At 39.4% G+C, this 16,467-nt stretch carries 17 protein-coding genes; 14 read left to right on the top strand and 3 right to left on the bottom strand.

Annotated features, from left to right (window positions below):
• Positions 1-22: 22 nt before the first annotated feature.
• The 10 genes from rpmF (at position 23) to DPV85_RS08595 (ending at position 9,188) form a co-directional block, all read left to right on the top strand.
• A complete protein-coding gene (gene rpmF / locus DPV85_RS08645; RefSeq protein WP_005544470.1) occupies positions 23-193 on the top strand; it encodes a 50S ribosomal protein L32 in 171 nt (56 codons plus the stop codon).
• 21 nt (positions 194-214) lie between these two features.
• On the top strand, positions 215-1,234 hold the full coding sequence (plsX, locus tag DPV85_RS08640) for a phosphate acyltransferase PlsX (RefSeq protein ID WP_111327738.1): 1,020 nt from the start codon (positions 215-217) through the stop codon (positions 1,232-1,234).
• A gap of 18 nt (positions 1,235-1,252) precedes the next feature.
• On the top strand, positions 1,253-2,203 hold the full coding sequence (locus DPV85_RS08635) for a beta-ketoacyl-ACP synthase III (protein WP_032822546.1): 951 nt from the start codon (positions 1,253-1,255) through the stop codon (positions 2,201-2,203).
• A 92-nt stretch (positions 2,204-2,295) separates the two neighbouring features.
• Positions 2,296-3,234, top strand: coding sequence for an ACP S-malonyltransferase (fabD, locus tag DPV85_RS08630; RefSeq protein ID WP_111327737.1), 939 nt, complete (start codon positions 2,296-2,298; stop codon positions 3,232-3,234).
• A 13-nt stretch (positions 3,235-3,247) separates the two neighbouring features.
• Entirely contained in the window at positions 3,248-3,976 is a 729-nt protein-coding gene (gene fabG, locus DPV85_RS08625) for a 3-oxoacyl-ACP reductase FabG (RefSeq protein ID WP_005695317.1), read from the top strand.
• A 218-nt stretch (positions 3,977-4,194) separates the two neighbouring features.
• Positions 4,195-4,425, top strand: a complete 231-nt coding sequence (gene acpP / locus DPV85_RS08620; protein WP_005544465.1) for an acyl carrier protein — start codon at positions 4,195-4,197, stop codon at positions 4,423-4,425.
• Positions 4,426-4,704: 279 nt separating this feature from the next.
• Positions 4,705-6,372, top strand: a complete 1,668-nt coding sequence (locus DPV85_RS08615) for an anaerobic C4-dicarboxylate transporter (protein ID WP_111327736.1) — start codon at positions 4,705-4,707, stop codon at positions 6,370-6,372.
• Positions 6,373-6,678: 306 nt separating this feature from the next.
• The gene (gene aroK, locus DPV85_RS08605; RefSeq protein ID WP_111327734.1) at positions 6,679-7,221 is read left to right on the top strand and encodes a shikimate kinase AroK; all 543 of its coding nucleotides are present in this window, start codon (positions 6,679-6,681) and stop codon (positions 7,219-7,221) included.
• 9 nt (positions 7,222-7,230) lie between these two features.
• The gene (gene aroB / locus DPV85_RS08600) at positions 7,231-8,319 is read left to right on the top strand and encodes a 3-dehydroquinate synthase (RefSeq protein WP_111327733.1); all 1,089 of its coding nucleotides are present in this window, start codon (positions 7,231-7,233) and stop codon (positions 8,317-8,319) included.
• A gap of 14 nt (positions 8,320-8,333) precedes the next feature.
• Positions 8,334-9,188 (top strand): Dam family site-specific DNA-(adenine-N6)-methyltransferase, encoded by an 855-nt coding sequence (locus DPV85_RS08595; protein ID WP_054420306.1) that lies wholly within the window; start codon positions 8,334-8,336, stop codon positions 9,186-9,188.
• Between the two features lies 1 nt (position 9,189).
• Here the strand turns inward: DPV85_RS08595 and DPV85_RS08590 are convergent, their stop codons facing one another.
• Positions 9,190-9,510 carry a DciA family protein gene (locus DPV85_RS08590; RefSeq protein ID WP_111327732.1) on the bottom strand — a complete coding sequence of 107 codons (321 nt, stop codon included), beginning with the start codon at positions 9,508-9,510 and terminating at the stop codon, positions 9,190-9,192.
• A gap of 72 nt (positions 9,511-9,582) precedes the next feature.
• On the opposite strand from DPV85_RS08590, the gene secM reads away from it, so the two are divergent.
• The 4 genes from secM (at position 9,583) to DPV85_RS08570 (ending at position 14,848) form a co-directional block, all read left to right on the top strand.
• Positions 9,583-9,900, top strand: coding sequence for a secA translation cis-regulator SecM (gene secM / locus DPV85_RS08585; protein WP_111327731.1), 318 nt, complete (start codon positions 9,583-9,585; stop codon positions 9,898-9,900).
• A gap of 73 nt (positions 9,901-9,973) precedes the next feature.
• Positions 9,974-12,670 carry a preprotein translocase subunit SecA gene (secA, locus tag DPV85_RS08580; protein WP_049383903.1) on the top strand — a complete coding sequence of 899 codons (2,697 nt, stop codon included), beginning with the start codon at positions 9,974-9,976 and terminating at the stop codon, positions 12,668-12,670.
• 86 nt (positions 12,671-12,756) lie between these two features.
• Positions 12,757-13,161 carry an 8-oxo-dGTP diphosphatase MutT gene (gene mutT / locus DPV85_RS08575; RefSeq protein WP_070590233.1) on the top strand — a complete coding sequence of 135 codons (405 nt, stop codon included), beginning with the start codon at positions 12,757-12,759 and terminating at the stop codon, positions 13,159-13,161.
• Positions 13,162-13,183: 22 nt separating this feature from the next.
• Positions 13,184-14,848, top strand: coding sequence for a sulfatase-like hydrolase/transferase (locus DPV85_RS08570; RefSeq protein WP_111327730.1), 1,665 nt, complete (start codon positions 13,184-13,186; stop codon positions 14,846-14,848).
• Positions 14,849-14,878: 30 nt separating this feature from the next.
• Here DPV85_RS08570 and holA read toward each other — a convergent pair whose 3' ends face one another.
• Positions 14,879-15,916, bottom strand: a complete 1,038-nt coding sequence (holA, locus tag DPV85_RS08565) for a DNA polymerase III subunit delta (protein ID WP_111327729.1) — start codon at positions 15,914-15,916, stop codon at positions 14,879-14,881.
• Positions 15,916-16,419 carry an LPS-assembly lipoprotein LptE gene (locus DPV85_RS08560; protein WP_111327728.1) on the bottom strand — a complete coding sequence of 168 codons (504 nt, stop codon included), beginning with the start codon at positions 16,417-16,419 and terminating at the stop codon, positions 15,916-15,918. Before DPV85_RS08560 ends, holA begins: the two co-directional genes overlap by 1 nt.
• Between the last annotated feature and the right edge of the window lie 48 nt (positions 16,420-16,467).

Below are 16,467 nucleotides of genomic sequence, written 5' to 3'. Positions count from 1 at the left end.
ATTAAATTTAGGAGTATAGCCAATGGCTGTTCAACAAAACAAAAAATCTCGTTCACGTCGTGATATGCGTCGTTCACACGATGCATTAACTACTGCAGCAGTATCAGTGGATAAAGCAAGCGGTGAAACCCACTTACGCCACCACGTAACTGCTGATGGTTACTATCGTGGTCGCAAAGTGATCAATAAGTAATTTTACTTATAAGGTATTCACTTGAACCGTCTAACCTTAGCGTTAGATGTGATGGGCGGGGACATTGGTCCCCGTATTACTATCCCCGCATCTCTTTCAGCGTTGGAAGCAGATCCAATGCTCTCTTTAGTGCTGTTTGGCGATAGCCAACAAATTTCCCCTTTACTGGAAAATGCACCTTCTTCCCTTTTAGAACGTATTCAAATTCATCATTGCACTAAGACTATTGATAATAATCAAGGTATTTCTCATGCATTGCGTCATAGCAAAGGCTCGTCGATGCGTTTAGCTATTGAAATGGTTCAGAAAGGCGAGGCGCAAGGTTGTGTCAGCGCAGGAAATACGGGCGCATTAATGGGATTGTCAAAGGTTCTCTTACAGCCTTTAGAGGGGATTCAACGCCCAGCGTTGGTATCCTTATTACCATCGATGACGGGTGATAAAACCGTGATGTTAGATTTAGGTGCGAACATAGAATGTTCTGCTCAAAATCTCTATGAATTTGCCGTCATGGGCTCGATCTTTGCCGAAAACCGATTGAACTTAGTTTATCCACGCATTGCCTTACTCAATATTGGTGTGGAAGAAATTAAAGGGCATCAATCCATTCGTGAAGCTGCGAATTTATTAGAAAAATCGACCGCACTTAATTATACCGGCTTTATTGAAGGTAACCTTTTATTAAATGGTGTGACTGATGTGATCGTGACTGATGGGTTTTCGGGAAATATTGCATTAAAAACCCTTGAAGGGGCAGCTAAAAATCTGTTATCTCTTCTGAAAGGAAAAGAAAAACAGCCTATTTTTAAATCGCTTGCCAAATTTATTCTGCGTTTTTTCTTTAAGGATGCTTATCATCGCTTGAAACGCATTAACCCAGATGAATATAATGGGGCATCTTTACTCGGATTAACGGCTGTTGTGGTGAAAAGCCATGGCAGCGCAAATGTGGATGCATTTGCTCGTGCAATTGCGGATGCAGCTTTGCAAGCTCGTTTGCAAATTCCACAAAAAATCTTGGCGGGTTTACAACGTTATTAATTAATAAGTTTTGATATGATGAATAGTAGAATTTTATCCACCGGTAGCTATTTGCCGAGCCATATTCGTACCAATGCGGATTTGGAAAAAATGGTTGATACTTCAGATGAATGGATCGTGACGCGTTCGGGCATTCGTGAACGTCGTATTGCAGCAGCAGATGAAACTGTCGCAACAATGGGATGTGAAGCAGCCAAAAAAGCACTTGAAATGGCCAATCTTGATCCTCAAGAAATTGAGTTGATCATCGTTGCAACAACCAGTGGTTCTCACGCTTATCCAAGTTCAGCTTGCCAAGTTCAAGGTTTATTAGGTATTGAAGATGCGATTTCTTTTGATTTAGCGGCAGCTTGTACCGGTTTTGTTTATGCTTTAGGCGTAGCGGATAAATTTATTCGTTCAGGTAGCGTGAAAAAAGCCCTTGTGATTGGTGCAGATCTTAACTCGCGTAAATTAGACGAAACCGATCGTAGCACTGTCGTGTTATTTGGTGATGGTGCGGGTGCGGTGATTTTAGAAGCATCAGAGCAAGAAGGCATTATTTCAACGCATTTACATGCATCGCCAGATAACAATGCGGCATTACTACTTCCACAAGCTGAACGTGGCGTGGAGAAATCTGGCTATATTGAAATGCAAGGTAATGAAACCTTTAAATTAGCGGTGCGTGAGCTTTCTAATGTGGTGGAAGAAACCCTTTCTGCTAATAATCTCCAAAAAACAGATATCGACTGGCTTGTGCCACATCAAGCGAATTTACGTATTATCACTGCGACAGCGAAAAAATTAGAGATGGATATGTCGCAAGTAGTGGTAACGCTTGATCGTACAGCGAATACCAGTGCGGCGACTGTGCCAACTGCTTTAGATGAAGCGGTGCGTGATGGCCGAATTCAACGCGGTCAATTGCTTTTACTCGAAGCTTTTGGCGGTGGTTGGACTTGGGGTTCAGCATTGGTGCGATTCTAATTAATTTGTTAGAATCCCGACAGAATTTTAAAAGTGCGGTTAAATTTGACCGCACTTTCAATATTTAAACGATGAAGAAATAGGAAGAAAACATGAAAAAATTCGCAATGGTTTTTCCAGGACAAGGTTCTCAAGCTGTTGGCATGTTAGCTGATCTTGCTAACGAATATCCGGTAGTCACTGAGACTTTTAAACAAGCATCTGAAGTGCTTGGCTATGATTTATGGAACTTGGTTCAACAAGGTCCAGCAGAAGAATTAAATAAAACTTGGCAAACTCAGCCGGCATTATTAGCGGCATCCGTTGCGATCTTCCGTGTATGGCAAGAAAAATACCGACAATTACAACCAAGCGTGATGGCTGGTCACAGTTTAGGTGAATATTCAGCATTAGTTTGTGCAGGTGTAATTGATTTTAAAGATGCAATTAAATTAGTGGAATTACGCGGTAAATTAATGCAACAAGCGGTACCTGAAGGTACTGGTGCAATGTATGCGATTATTGGTTTAGATAATGATGCGATTATCAATGCATGTAAACAAGCCGAGCAAGGTGAAGTAGTATCTGCAGTAAACTTTAACTCTCCAGGCCAAGTAGTCATTGCTGGAGCGAAAGAGGCAGTAGAACGTGCGGCTGCATTATGTAAAGAAGCGGGCGCAAAACGTGCTTTACCATTAGCGGTAAGTGTTCCTTCACATTGCGCATTAATGAAACCAGCAGCAGAACAATTAGCCGTAACACTTGAAGGCATTACGCTTAATGCGCCAGCAACACCAGTATTAAACAACGTAGATGTCAAAGCGGAAACAGAAAGTGCAGAAATTCGTACCGCACTTATTCGTCAATTATATAGCCCTGTTCGTTGGACTGAAACTGTTGAGAAAATGGCGCAAGATGGCGTAGAGGTTTTAGTTGAAATTGGTCCAGGTAAAGTATTAAACGGTTTAACAAAACGTATCGTGGCAGAATTACAAGCAACATCAGTAAACGATGTGGCATCATTAGATGCTGTTGAAGCATTATTAGCATAAAAGGGGATGAAAAATGCAAAATAAAATCGCATTAGTGACAGGTGCAACACGTGGTATTGGCCGCGCAATTGCAGAAGAATTGGCATCAAAAGGTGCATTTGTAATTGGTACCGCAACCTCTGAAAAAGGTGCTGATACTATTTCTGCTTACCTTGGTGATAAAGGTAAAGGTTTAGTATTAAATGTGGCAGACAAAGAAAGTATTGATGCCGTATTAGAACAAATTAAAGAGCAATTTGGTGATATTGATATCCTCGTGAATAACGCAGGTATCACACGCGATAACTTATTAATGCGTATGAAAGATGAAGAATGGTTCGATATTATGCAAACCAATTTAACCTCTGTATTCCATCTTTCTAAAGCAATGTTACGCTCCATGATGAAAAAACGTTTTGGTCGTATCATTACTATCGGTTCAGTGGTGGGCTCAATGGGTAACCCAGGTCAATCTAACTATTGTGCAGCAAAAGCCGGCTTAATTGGTTTTTCTAAAGGTTTAGCGAAAGAAGTGGCATCACGTGGTATTACTGTAAATGTTGTAGCACCAGGCTTTATCGCAACAGATATGACAGAAGTGCTTACTGAAGAACAAAAAGCAGGTATTCTTGGTAATGTACCGGCAGGCCGTTTAGGTGAACCAAAAGATATCGCAAAAGCGGTAGCGTTTTTAGCTTCTGACGATGCGGCTTATATTACCGGTACCACATTACATGTGAATGGCGGCTTATATATGAGCTAACCCTTTAGGGGAGATATATCTGGGATTTTGTCTATAAAATATAGCAAAGCAGTTTAGTTAATGATAAAATCCCAGTCGCAATGTAACTTTTTCTCTGTATGTGTTTTTACATTGCCTATTTTTTTGTGGTGCGACCACCTAAGAAATAGTTGCAACTTTATCAAAAATGCATACACTAACCGCTCTTAAATGAGTTAAAACAACAATAGGAAAAACAAATGAGTATTGAAGAACGCGTGAAAAAAATCATCGTTGAACAATTAGGTGTTAAAGAAGAAGACGTAAAACCAGAAGCTTCTTTCGTTGAAGATTTAGGTGCGGATTCTTTAGATACAGTTGAATTAGTAATGGCTTTAGAAGAAGAATTCGATATCGAAATTCCTGATGAAGAAGCTGAAAAAATCACAACTGTTCAATCTGCGATTGACTACGTTCAAAACAATCAGTAATTTTTAAGTTGGGCGATCTTTTAGGTCGCCTAATTTTTTTCTTTAAATTTCTTCTCTAAATTCTTTATTTTCAAATAAAAAAGATATCTCTAAATTTTTAAATTTCTGACCGCACTTTCCTTTTTTAATCTTTCTCAGATTTGCTTTTATTATTTAGTCCCTTTATTTTTTGATTTAAAACAAGATTTACCTTAAAAGTACTTATTATGAGTTAATTTTGATGCTAGTATTCGATCAAAATTTTTTTCTAATTAACCATAAAATGATTCGGAGTATCTTATGGATTTTCTAATGAACCTAGGTGAAGGTAGCCAGTTTGCGATTCAGCTTGTTATTGTTCTTATCTGTTTGTTTTACGGGGCAAAAAAAGGTGGTATCGCACTGGGTATGCTCGGTGGAGTAGGCTTAATTGTTCTTGTTTTCGGCTTTGGTATTGAACCAGGTAAGCCAGCTATCGATGTTATGTTAACCATCCTTGCGGTGGTGGTGACATCGGCAACATTACAAGCCAGTGGTGGTTTAGATGTCATGTTACAAATCGCGGAGAAAATGCTTCGTCGTAACCCGAAATATGTCAGTATTTTGGCACCGTTTGTAACTTGTTTCTTAACCATTTTATGTGGTACAGGTCACGTGGTTTATACCATGTTGCCAATCATCTATGATATCGCGATCAAAAATGATATTCGTCCTGAACGTCCAATGGCGGCAAGTTCAATTGCCTCTCAAATGGGTATCATCGCGTCACCAGTTTCTGTGGCAGTCGTGACTTTAACCACATTCTTAGTGAATGCTAAAACCCCATTAGCAGGTTTTGATGGCTATTTAGATTTATTAAAAATTACTGTGCCTTCAACCCTTTGCGGTGTATTAGCTATCGGTATTTTCAGCTGGTTCCGTGGTAAAGATTTAGATAAAGACCCAGAATTCCAAGAGAAATTAAAAGATCCAGAATTCAAAAAATATGTTTATGGTGATAGCACATCATTGTTAGACAAAAAATTACCACAATCTAGCTGGAATGCGATGTGGATCTTCTTTGGGGCAATTTTAGTGGTAGCAGTATTAGGTTACTTTAAAGATTTACGTCCAGCCTTTGAAAAATCAGCACCAGCTCAAGTGGTTGAGATCGTTTCTGCTGATAAAGCAGTGAAATCCTTTAATGTTAAAGACGGTAAAATTGTTGCATTAGCAAAAGATGGTACATTGGTACTTGATGTTAAAGATAGCAAAGCGAAAGCTCAAACAGCTTACAATAATGTTGCAATTTATAATGATAAAGGTGAAGTTGCTCAAACAATTACCGCTCAAGATAACAGTGTTGTAATTACAGCGGGAGATAAAACCGAAATAATTGATAATGCTGCAATCGTCTTAAAAGATACCGCGAAGAAAAAAGTGAATTTAAGTATGGTTCACGTTATTCAAATCTTCATGTTATTAGCGGGTGCATTAATTATTATCTTTACGAAAACAGATGCGGGTAAAATCAGTAAAAATGAAATTTTCCGTTCAGGTATGATTGCGTTAGTGGCTGTATTCGGGATTTCTTGGATGGCAGAAACCATGTTTACCGTTCATACACCGATGATGAAAGCAGCACTTGGTGATGTGGTAAAAGCACATCCTTGGACTTACGCCGTGATGTTGTTATTAATCTCTAAATTCGTAAACTCACAAGCGGCCGCATTAGTTGCATTCGTTCCACTTGCTTTAGGTATCGGTGTTGATCCAGCTGTTATCTTAGCCTTTGCTTCAGCTTGTTACGGTTACTACATTTTACCTACTTACCCAAGTGACCTTGCGGCGATCCAATTCGACCGTTCAGGTACAACCCACATCGGTAAGTTTGTAATTAACCACAGCTTCATTTTACCAGGCTTAATCGGTGTAATTACTTCATGTATCTTTGGTTACATTTTCACAACCTTGTTTGGTTATCTATAATTAACTGCTGATAAAAGAAAAGGCTATTCATTTGAATAGCCTTTTTTATTTGTAAAGTTCGGTTAAATTTTAGGATGTTTTATCTCGATGCTCTATTTGACTTTATCATTCATTAAAATCCCTAAAAAACTGACCGCACTTTTGCGTTTCTTAAAATAAATTCCCGCTAAAGGTTGAAACATAGGGGGATTTATTGCGATAATCTTCATTATTTTTTGGGTGATCTTTCGGGCTACCATTTTTTCAGGTGGCCAGTTTTTATTAGGAAAGATTAATTTGAACATTATTTAAGTTAGAAGAATAACAATGGCTGAAAAACGTAATATTTTTTTAGTAGGTCCAATGGGCGCGGGTAAAAGCACCATTGGCCGTCAGCTTGCGCAACAATTGAATATGGATTTTGTCGATTCAGATGCAGTAATTGAGGAACGTGCGGGAGCAGACATTAGCTGGATTTTTGATTTAGAAGGCGAAGAAGGCTTTCGTAAGCGTGAAGAACGTATTATCAATGAATTAACCCAATTACAAGGCGTTGTGCTTTCCACTGGTGGTGGGGCAGTGATGTCAAAAGAGAATCGTAATTATCTTTCTGCTCGTGGTATTGTGATTTATTTAGAGACCTCAGTAGATAAACAATATCAACGTACACAACGTGATAAAAAACGTCCTTTATTACAAGGAACAGATAACCCACGCCAAGTGCTTGAAGATTTAGCTAAAGTGCGTAATCCGTTATATGAAGAAATTGCAGATATTACTTTGCCAACAGATGAGCAAAATGCCAAAGTAATGGTTAATCAAATTGTTGATTTAATTGATAATCTAAACGGCTTAAACGGTTTACTCTAAGGATTAAAAATGTTGTGCGTAAATGTTGAATTAAAAGAACGTCGTTATCCCATTTATATTGGCGAAGGTTTATTAAAAGATGAAACCTGTTATCCGCTGAAGAAAGGGGATAAAGTGATGATCGTGACTAATCCAATCGTCGCACAATATTATCTTGAAACCGTTACACAAACCTTAGAAAAAATCGGCTGTCAGGTTGAGTCGGTATTATTGCCTGATGGCGAAAAATACAAAACGCTCGATTCTTTAAACCTCATTTTTACCGCACTTTTAAAACATAATCATGGGCGAGATACCACCATTATTGCATTAGGTGGTGGTGTGATTGGTGATGTGGCAGGTTTTGCTGCAGCAAGTTATCAGCGTGGTGTGCGTTTTATTCAAATTCCTACCACATTATTAGCCCAAGTGGATTCTTCTGTTGGTGGCAAAACAGCCGTTAATCATGAGTTAGGCAAAAATATGATTGGGGTGTTTTATCAACCTTCTACGGTGATCATTGACACCCTTACACTCAATACCTTGCCAAAACGTGAAGTGAATGCGGGACTTGCGGAAGTTATTAAATATGGGGCGATTTTAGATTATGCCTTTTTTGAATGGCTTGAAGCTCATATTGATGAATTAGTCGCATTAAATCAACATTCACTGCAGCATTGCATTGCGCGTTGTTGCCAAATCAAAGCGGATATCGTTGCGCGCGATGAAACTGAAAAAGGTGATCGTGCATTATTAAATCTTGGTCATACTTTTGGGCATGCGATCGAAACACATTTAGGCTATGGGAACTGGTTACATGGTGAAGCTGTTGCAGCTGGAACTATGATGGCTGCGGTGTTATCTGAACAATTAGGCGATCTTTCTTTTGAAGATGTTGCACGTTTAGAAAAACTTTTAGCGCGTGCTAATTTGCCGACTGTTTCGCCTGATACCATGCAACCAGAGGATTATTTACCGCATATGATGCGAGATAAAAAAGTACTGGCAGGTAAATTACGTCTTGTGTTGCTAAAAGCCCTTGGTCAAGCCTACGTAGCGACTGATACTGACAAATCTCTTGTGCTAAACGCCATTGAGCGTTGCACACAACATGACTAACTGTCATTGCTCTCATGTTGCGTCCGAAAAATAACAAAACGAAACCTCGAATTAAACACCGCCCGTTTTTGAAATGGGCGGGCGGTAAATTTCGTTTAACGGACGATCTCAACCGAGTCTTTCCAAAAAGAAAACAGTGTTTGATTGAACCCTTTGTTGGCGCGGGTGCTGTTTTTTTAAATTCTCATTTTGAACGTTATATTTTGGCGGATATTAATCCCGATTTAATTAACTTGTTTAATATCGTCAAAGACAATGTGGATGCCTATATTGAGGCTTGTAAGCCAATTTTCTTTGCCGAAAATGCCAATACAGCCGACTATTATTATGCTCAGCGTGAAGCTTTTAATCAATCAACTGATCCTTTCGTGCGTTCGGTGTTATTCCTTTATTTGAACCGCTTTGGGTTTAACGGATTATGCCGTTATAACAGTAAAAATGAGTTTAATGTACCCTTCGGCGCTTATAAAACCCATTATTTCCCTGAAGATGAATTGCGATATTTTGCTCATAAGGCACAAAGTGCGGTCTTTTTATGTGCTGATTTTCAACAGACCTTTGAATTAGCGGATAAACACAGCGTGATCTATTGTGATCCGCCTTACGCACCGCTTCCACAAGATACTAATTTTACAGGATATGCGGGGAATGCTTTTGGCCTTGAGCATCAAAAGAATTTAGCCGAATGCGCCAAAAAAGCACAAAAAGAAAAGCAAATTTCTGTTGTGATTTCTAACCACGATACGAAATTTACGCGTGAGATTTATAAAGGGGCAAAATTTAAACGCGTTAAAGTACAGCGCTCGATCAGTCAATCTTCAGAGAAACGAGTTAAAGTAAAAGAATTAATCGCTATCTTTAAAGGTTAGCTTAGCAGGTTAATTCTGGATTGATTTTAATCTCAAAGCCTTTTACTTCGGGATAAGTCGATTGAATTGCAGTGAGTAATTCGCTTTGTCGAAATAAAATCCCTTGGCGAACGACCGCACTTTTAACTTCGATAAAGAGTTTCCCATTCGTAATGGAGCCTAAACGAAAAAGTCCTTTAAATTCTTGAGGGAAAAGGCGGCTGATGTTTTGGTTCAGTTCATTCAACATTAACCCTTTCTGCATGATTTTGGCAAATTGAGATCCTTCTAGCACATCAATAATATTCATGGCTTTTTGATAACGCTCATGCTTGTTTTCCACAAAAATACCCCAATAATGACTTTACGTTGAATTTCCGATACAATACACACAAATTTTGTCAGAGACAATAAGATGATGAAATCAAACAAAGGTAAAACAAATTTCTGGTCGCAGTTGCTGTTAAGCATGATTGCGATTTTTGCTTTACCTGTCGCTCAGGGATTAGAAGCACCGCCTTCATCAAATATGAGTGGCGAAAATTACCAAACATCATCTGAACAACATATGTTGATTGCAGTGCGTGAAATTTGTCAAGCATTGCAGGTTCAACCTCAGCTAACAAATCGCAAAACCCATTCCAATCAAAAACACGAAAAAATTCAACCGCACTTTATCGCGGCAGAGTTTCCTGTTTTTGCCCCTATTCGCGCCGGTCCAGCCATCATTTAATTTTCTTTTATCTTTGAACGAGCCGATTTTTTAATCGGAAGATCCTTTTTATTTTTTATTTGAAAGAGAAATTATGAGTTTTTTAACAAAAATTTTTGGCAGCCGTAACGAACGCATTTTACGCAGATTAAGAAAACAAGTTGCGAAAATCAACAAAATGGAGCCAGCTTTTGAAGCATTAAGTGATGATGAATTAAGAGCAAAAACAGAAGAATTCCGTAGCCGTTTAGCTAACGGTGAAACCTTACAACAACTTTTACCTGAAGCGTTTGCTACCGTGCGTGAAGCGGGTAAGCGTGTGCTTGGTATGCGTCATTTTGATGTGCAATTAATCGGTGGCATGGTGCTCACCAATCGTTGTATCGCAGAGATGCGTACGGGTGAAGGTAAAACCTTAACTGCAACCTTGCCTTGTTATTTGATGGCATTGGAAGGTAAAGGCGTACATGTTGTAACCGTGAATGATTACTTAGCACGTCGTGACGCGGAAACTAACCGCCCATTATTTGAATTCTTAGGTATGACTGTTGGGGTGAATATCCCTGGTTTACCGCCTGAAGCAAAACGTGAAGCATATGCGGCAGATATTACATACGCGACAAACAGTGAACTAGGTTTCGATTACCTTCGTGATAACTTAGCGCATTCTAAAGAAGAACGTTTCCAACGTCATTTAGGCTATGCCTTAGTGGATGAGGTGGACTCCATCTTAATCGATGAAGCGCGTACGCCATTGATTATTTCTGGTCAAGCGGAAGACAGTTCAGAGCTTTATATTGCGGTAAATAAATTAATTCCGAATTTAATTAAGCAAGAAAAAGAAGATACGGAAGAATATACCGGTGAAGGCGATTACACTCTAGATCTTAAAACCAAACAAGCGTATTTGACTGAACGTGGTCAAGAAAAAGTTGAAAATTGGTTAATCGAACAAGGTTTAATGCCTGAAGGTGATTCTCTTTATTCGCCTGCACGTATTGTGTTGTTACACCATGTTATGGCGGCATTACGTGCAAACACCTTATTTGAGCGCGATGTAGACTATATCGTGAAAGATGGTGAGATCGTGATCGTCGATGAGCACACTGGTCGTACTATGGCGGGTCGTCGTTGGTCTGATGGTTTACACCAAGCGATCGAAGCGAAAGAAGGCGTAGAAATTAAGAGCGAAAACCAAACTGTTGCTTCTATTTCTTACCAAAACTACTTCCGTCTTTATGACAAATTAGCGGGCATGACAGGTACAGCTGATACCGAAGCCTTTGAATTCCAACAAATTTATGGTTTGGAAACTGTTGTTATCCCAACCAATCGACCAATGATTCGTGATGATCGTACGGACGTCATGTTTGAAAATGAAGAATACAAATTCAATGCGATTATTGAAGATATCAAAGACTGTGTCGCACGCAATCAACCGGTTCTTGTGGGTACCGTATCCGTTGAAAAATCTGAAATGCTTTCTCAAGCGTTAGATAAAGCGGGCATCAAACACAATGTATTGAATGCAAAATTCCACGCGCAAGAAGCGGAAATCGTTGCGGAAGCTGGGGCACCTGGTGCGGTAACCATTGCAACCAACATGGCGGGTCGTGGTACCGATATTATCCTCGGTGGTAACTGGAAAGCAAAAGCTGCAAAATTAGAGAACCCAACACCAGAGCAAATTGAGGCGCTTAAAGCTGAGTGGGAGAAAAATCACGAGATCGTGATGCAAGCCGGTGGCTTACACATTATCGGGACAGAACGTCACGAATCACGTCGTATTGATAACCAGTTGCGTGGTCGTTCAGGTCGTCAAGGTGACCCAGGTTCTTCACGTTTCTACCTTTCTTTGGAAGATGGCTTAATGCGTATTTATCTGAATGAAGGTAAATTAAATATGATGCGCAAAGCCTTTACCCAACCAGGCGAAGCGATGGAGTCTAAACTTCTCGCTAAAGTGATTGCATCAGCGCAAGCGAAAGTGGAGGCCTTCCATTTTGATGGTCGTAAAAACTTGCTCGAATATGATGATGTGGCTAACGATCAACGTCATGCAATTTACGAACAACGTAATTACTTGCTCGATAACGATGATATTTCAGAGACTATCAAAGCAATTCGCAGCGATGTATTTAATGATGTGATTGACCAATATATTCCACCACAATCGTTGGAAGAACAATGGGATATTAAAGGCTTAGAAGAGCGTTTAGCGCAAGAGTTTGGCCTTGAGTTACCAATTGAACATTGGCTAGAAGAAAATAACAATCTTCATGAAGAGAACTTGCGTGAGCGTATTATTCAAGAAGCGGAAGATGAATACAAAGCGAAAGAAGCGCTTGCGGGTGAAGAAACCATGCGTCATTTCGAAAAAGGTGTGATGTTACAAACTCTTGATGAGCTTTGGAAGGAGCACTTGGCGGCAATGGATTATTTACGTCAAGGTATCCATTTACGTGGTTATGCGCAAAAAGATCCAAAACAAGAGTACAAAAAAGAATCTTTCCGTATGTTTACTGAAATGTTGGATTCTTTAAAACATCATGTGATTACGACACTTACTCGAGTGAAAGTTCGTACACAGGAAGAGATTGAAGAAGCAGAACGTGCACGTCAAGAAATGGCCGAACGTGAAGCATTAACACATCAACCTGTAGATGAAAATACAGAGCAAGCTCAAAATGAGGACTATTCTGATCGCCATATTGGACGTAATGAACCTTGTCCTTGTGGGTCAGGTAAAAAATACAAGCATTGCCACGGCAGTAAAGCCCGATATGCTTAGTTAAGGAAAAGAGCGGTTAAATTTTTGCGTGTTTAAAACACCGCTAAAAATGACCGCTCTTTCTACTTTTGAGATAAGGAAAGACGATGAGTAAGCCTATCATTCAAGTTGCGGCAGGGATTATTCGTAATGAATTTGGGCAGCTATATTTGACCCAGCGTTTAGAAGGGCAAGATTTTGCGCAAGCATTAGAATTTCCAGGTGGCAAAGTTGATGCAGGTGAAACACCTGAAGAAGCTTTAAAAAGAGAATTAGAAGAAGAGATTGGCATTCACATTTTAAATGCTGAGCTGTACGAACGTTTTCAATTTGAATATCCAACCAAAATTTTAGATTTTAGTTTTTATCTGGTCACAGAATGGATTGGTGAGCCGTTTGGTCGAGAAGGTCAAGAAGGTTTTTGGCTTGAACAAAGCGAGCTTGATGCGGGGCAATTTCCGCCTGCCAATTTAAAGCTGATTCAGCGTTTAGTGGCTGAAAGTGCTAAATAACATTTAATTAACTTTATTTACTATGATTCCAAGTATTTTTCTGAGTTTATTTTTTATTGCGACGGTGATTTTTATCGTCAATTCGCACTATCGCTGGACATATTTTTTTGCAATCGCGCTATTCGTTTTGTTGTTTAGCTCAATGTTTGCGATAACTGGTCAATGGCAACGCGGATTGAATTTTGCGTCCGTGCTTTTTGTGGTGTTGATGTTATTCCATCGAATGAAAATTCATTACTACAAACAGCCTTTACTCATTTCAGATTTTTGGCTTGTGACAGACTGGCGAAATTGGGAAACCCTCTTACATTATAAAGGGGCGATTTTCGGTGTATTAGGGCTATTAGGTCTGTTGGGTTATGCTATCTTTGGTTGGTCAGATGTTGAAACTGCATCTATTGGATTTCGTGTATTTGCAGCAATACTCGCAGCAACAAGCTTTGGTTTAATGTGGCATTATTCTAAAGATCCGGATGCGACAAAAGTCTGGCTAGATTCATTGCCGGATGATGGTCGAGATGTTTTCTTAAACCTGCCAATGTCTTGTCGTGGTGTATTCTTTAAAGTGCCAGAATTCAAAGGTAATAGCCAAAAATTTAAAGAAAAACTGACCGCACTTTTAAGTGAAAAGGCAGAGAGTAAAACTGAAAGTGCAGAAAAGCCTGATATTGTGGTTTGTTTACAAGAATCAACCTTGAATCCTCATCAATTTGATTTTGATGCAGAAACTATCCCACCATTTTCAATGTTTAATAAGCAGGAAGATACCGCATTTGTAAGTCCATTGCGCGTACATACGGTGGGCGGTGCAACGTGGAAATCTGAATTTGCTTTCCTTGCAGGCGTGCCTTCAACCGATTTTGGTGCTTTAGCAAGTGGGGTGTTTTATTCCGTTGTGCCACACTTACAGACGGGTTTTATTAAAAACCTTCGTGAGCAAGGCTATTTTTGCGTGGCGTTATCGCCTTTTACGAAAGGTAACTACAACGCAAAACCTGCTTATGACCACTTTGGTTTTGATTTGATGTTGCAACCACAAGATTTAGGCTATCCCGCATCAATCAGCAAAAATCTTTGGCATATTAGCAGTGAAGAGATGATGTATTACACCAAACTGATTTTGCAGAAACAGCATCCATCATTGGAAAATGTACAACAGCCCATGTTTGTTTATGTGCTTACGATGAAAGAGCACGGCCCTTACAACACGAATATGCCAAATCATTTTAATTTGGCGAGTAAGCGTTTAGGGGGAAAAGCGATTTCTTGCTTGAACGATTATATTGATCGTATTGATAGCCTTAATGAGGCGATTGAAGGTTTAAATGATTATTTAAAATCGCGTGAAACACCTTATGTATTCGGTTATTTTGGTGATCACCAAGTCGCTTTTGATAATCAGCTTCCACCGAAAAAAGGTAATTTTGTAAATCCAGATTATGTGACTCAATTTGTGGTTAGAACTAATCGTAAAACTGACTTTGTTCAACAGCAAGATTTCTTAGATTTAGCCTTTGTTGGTGGCGTATTACTTGATGTGGCAGGTTTATCACTGAAAGATGACTTTATGCGAGCAAATATCGCTATGCGTCAGTTAAGCCAAGGTAAGCTCGAAGATGCAGAGGATATGGATTTAGTGAATAGCTATCGAAATTATCTGTATCAAGATTTAAAAATTGCGCAATAATAAAAAATCTCGGTTAACGCCGAGATTTTTTTATAAGCAAAATTCAACCGATAAGTTTGCCAATTTTACCCACACGTCTTGACCATATTCTTGCTTGGTTGTGCGCTCAATATCTGCCAACTCTTGTAATATTTCAAAGAGCTTTTGATAGGTGAGTCGTTGTATCACTGCCATATAAAGGTGACGACGATTCTGCCAAATTTTGAGACGGTCAAAATCCGCTTTGAGTGTCTGTGTAGGCAAGCTCGTGTTAAGAGAGGGATTACGTAGCTGTGGTTTTGTTAATTCTAACAAGGTGAGCAGTTCACGTTGTAAAGTACGCAATAAAATAACTGGCTGCACATCTTCAGCTTGCAAACCTCGCAAAATTCGCTTTGAGCGATTTGCCTTGCCTGATAACAATGCATCAATCCATTGGAAAGGGGTAAAGATTGAAGATTGCTCTACGACGGATTTAACACGGTTATAAGTGAGTTTGTGATCAGGATAAAGCAAATCTAAAAGCTGTAATGCTTGTTTCAATGCCAGTAGATTATTTTCATAGCTGTAACAAAGTAGTTGAATAGCTTCCTCATCCGCTGATAATCCCATGTTTTTTGTACGATGCTTCACCCAACGAGAAAGTTGTTCTGAACTCGGCGTTTGGCAGTTCACGATCACAGATTGCGGATCAAGTTGATTTGCCTGAATAAACCATTCTTGTTTTTCGGCTACTTTAGACAATTTAGGCAAGGTGAGGACAAGCAAGCTATCTTCATTTAATCCACTGATAAATTGCTGAAGGTTTTTCTGCAAAAGTGCGGTCAGATTTTCGGGTAAATTGAGAATGAAAATTTGCTTATTAAAGAAGAGCCCCATAGATTGGCTGGCCTCAATTAATGCAGACCAGTCAGTATTAGTATCTATGGTGATTTGATTTTTTTCATCAAAACCTTGAAGAAGGGCTGCTTGATGAATGAGATCTTCACTTTCACTGAGAAACAGGGGATCTGTCCCAACCAAAAAATAGACTTTCGCTAAATGGCTGTTCAGGTTAGAGGCCAGTTGCTCAGGAAAAATGCGGTTCATTATTTTCCTTGAACTTGATGTTGCAAGGCGGCCATTTTATTAATTAATTGGCGAGCCGCTTGTTCGCGCATATCATTCCAAATCACATCGCGCTCAGCTGATTTTGCTAATGCAGCACGTGAGTTATCAAAGAAAGTGCGGTTGATTTTTGCAGAGATTGGATAGGTTTCTCCGTTAGCCAAGCGTACACTTGCTTCAACATCAAGGGTTAATACTTTTTCTGCTTCTCGGCCTTGTTTAAAGACTGATGCGACTTTGTCGCTTGAAGTCTGTTTATTTAAACGTAACACTGGTACACCTTGTGTTGCAGGAACAAGGTTTACGTTGTTGGTAAGCAGTTGCTTACGCATTGCCATAGACATTTCACTGTATGGGTCGCTACTTTCAAGAGCCATTGTTTTTAATTCTGCAGGAACAGCCGCACCATTATCGAAGTGCCAACCACAAGCAGTTAAAAAGGCTGTTGCCCCAACAAAGCAGATCGTTTTGATTGATTTCATCATAAAAATTACCTGTAAAATTCACCGCACTTTATTTTGTTTAAGAGCTGT

Source organism: Haemophilus parainfluenzae (assembly GCF_003252725.1).
GTDB lineage: Bacteria > Pseudomonadota > Gammaproteobacteria > Enterobacterales > Pasteurellaceae > Haemophilus_D > Haemophilus_D parainfluenzae_L.
The sequence above is the reverse complement of the archived record's forward strand: the minus strand, read 5'-3'. Positions and strand labels throughout refer to the sequence as shown.

Bases quoted from the DNA above. Each gene is read 5' to 3' on its own strand.
- rpmF (WP_005544470.1), top strand. From the start codon at position 23: ATGGCTGTTCAACAAAACAAAAAATCTCGTTCACGTCGTGATATGCGT.
- aroK (WP_111327734.1), top strand. From the start codon at position 6,679: ATGGCTGAAAAACGTAATATTTTTTTAGTAGGTCCAATGGGCGCGGGT.
- secM (WP_111327731.1), top strand. From the start codon at position 9,583: ATGATGAAATCAAACAAAGGTAAAACAAATTTCTGGTCGCAGTTGCTG.
- DPV85_RS08615 (WP_111327736.1), top strand. From the start codon at position 4,705: ATGGATTTTCTAATGAACCTAGGTGAAGGTAGCCAGTTTGCGATTCAG.
- secA (WP_049383903.1), top strand. From the start codon at position 9,974: ATGAGTTTTTTAACAAAAATTTTTGGCAGCCGTAACGAACGCATTTTA.
- acpP (WP_005544465.1), top strand. From the start codon at position 4,195: ATGAGTATTGAAGAACGCGTGAAAAAAATCATCGTTGAACAATTAGGT.
- fabD (WP_111327737.1), top strand. From the start codon at position 2,296: ATGAAAAAATTCGCAATGGTTTTTCCAGGACAAGGTTCTCAAGCTGTT.
- DPV85_RS08595 (WP_054420306.1), top strand. From the start codon at position 8,334: ATGTTGCGTCCGAAAAATAACAAAACGAAACCTCGAATTAAACACCGC.
- aroB (WP_111327733.1), top strand. From the start codon at position 7,231: ATGTTGTGCGTAAATGTTGAATTAAAAGAACGTCGTTATCCCATTTAT.
- mutT (WP_070590233.1), top strand. From the start codon at position 12,757: ATGAGTAAGCCTATCATTCAAGTTGCGGCAGGGATTATTCGTAATGAA.
- DPV85_RS08560 (WP_111327728.1), bottom strand. From the start codon at position 16,419: ATGATGAAATCAATCAAAACGATCTGCTTTGTTGGGGCAACAGCCTTT.
- holA (WP_111327729.1), bottom strand. From the start codon at position 15,916: ATGAACCGCATTTTTCCTGAGCAACTGGCCTCTAACCTGAACAGCCAT.
- fabG (WP_005695317.1), top strand. From the start codon at position 3,248: ATGCAAAATAAAATCGCATTAGTGACAGGTGCAACACGTGGTATTGGC.
- DPV85_RS08635 (WP_032822546.1), top strand. From the start codon at position 1,253: ATGAATAGTAGAATTTTATCCACCGGTAGCTATTTGCCGAGCCATATT.
- DPV85_RS08570 (WP_111327730.1), top strand. From the start codon at position 13,184: ATGATTCCAAGTATTTTTCTGAGTTTATTTTTTATTGCGACGGTGATT.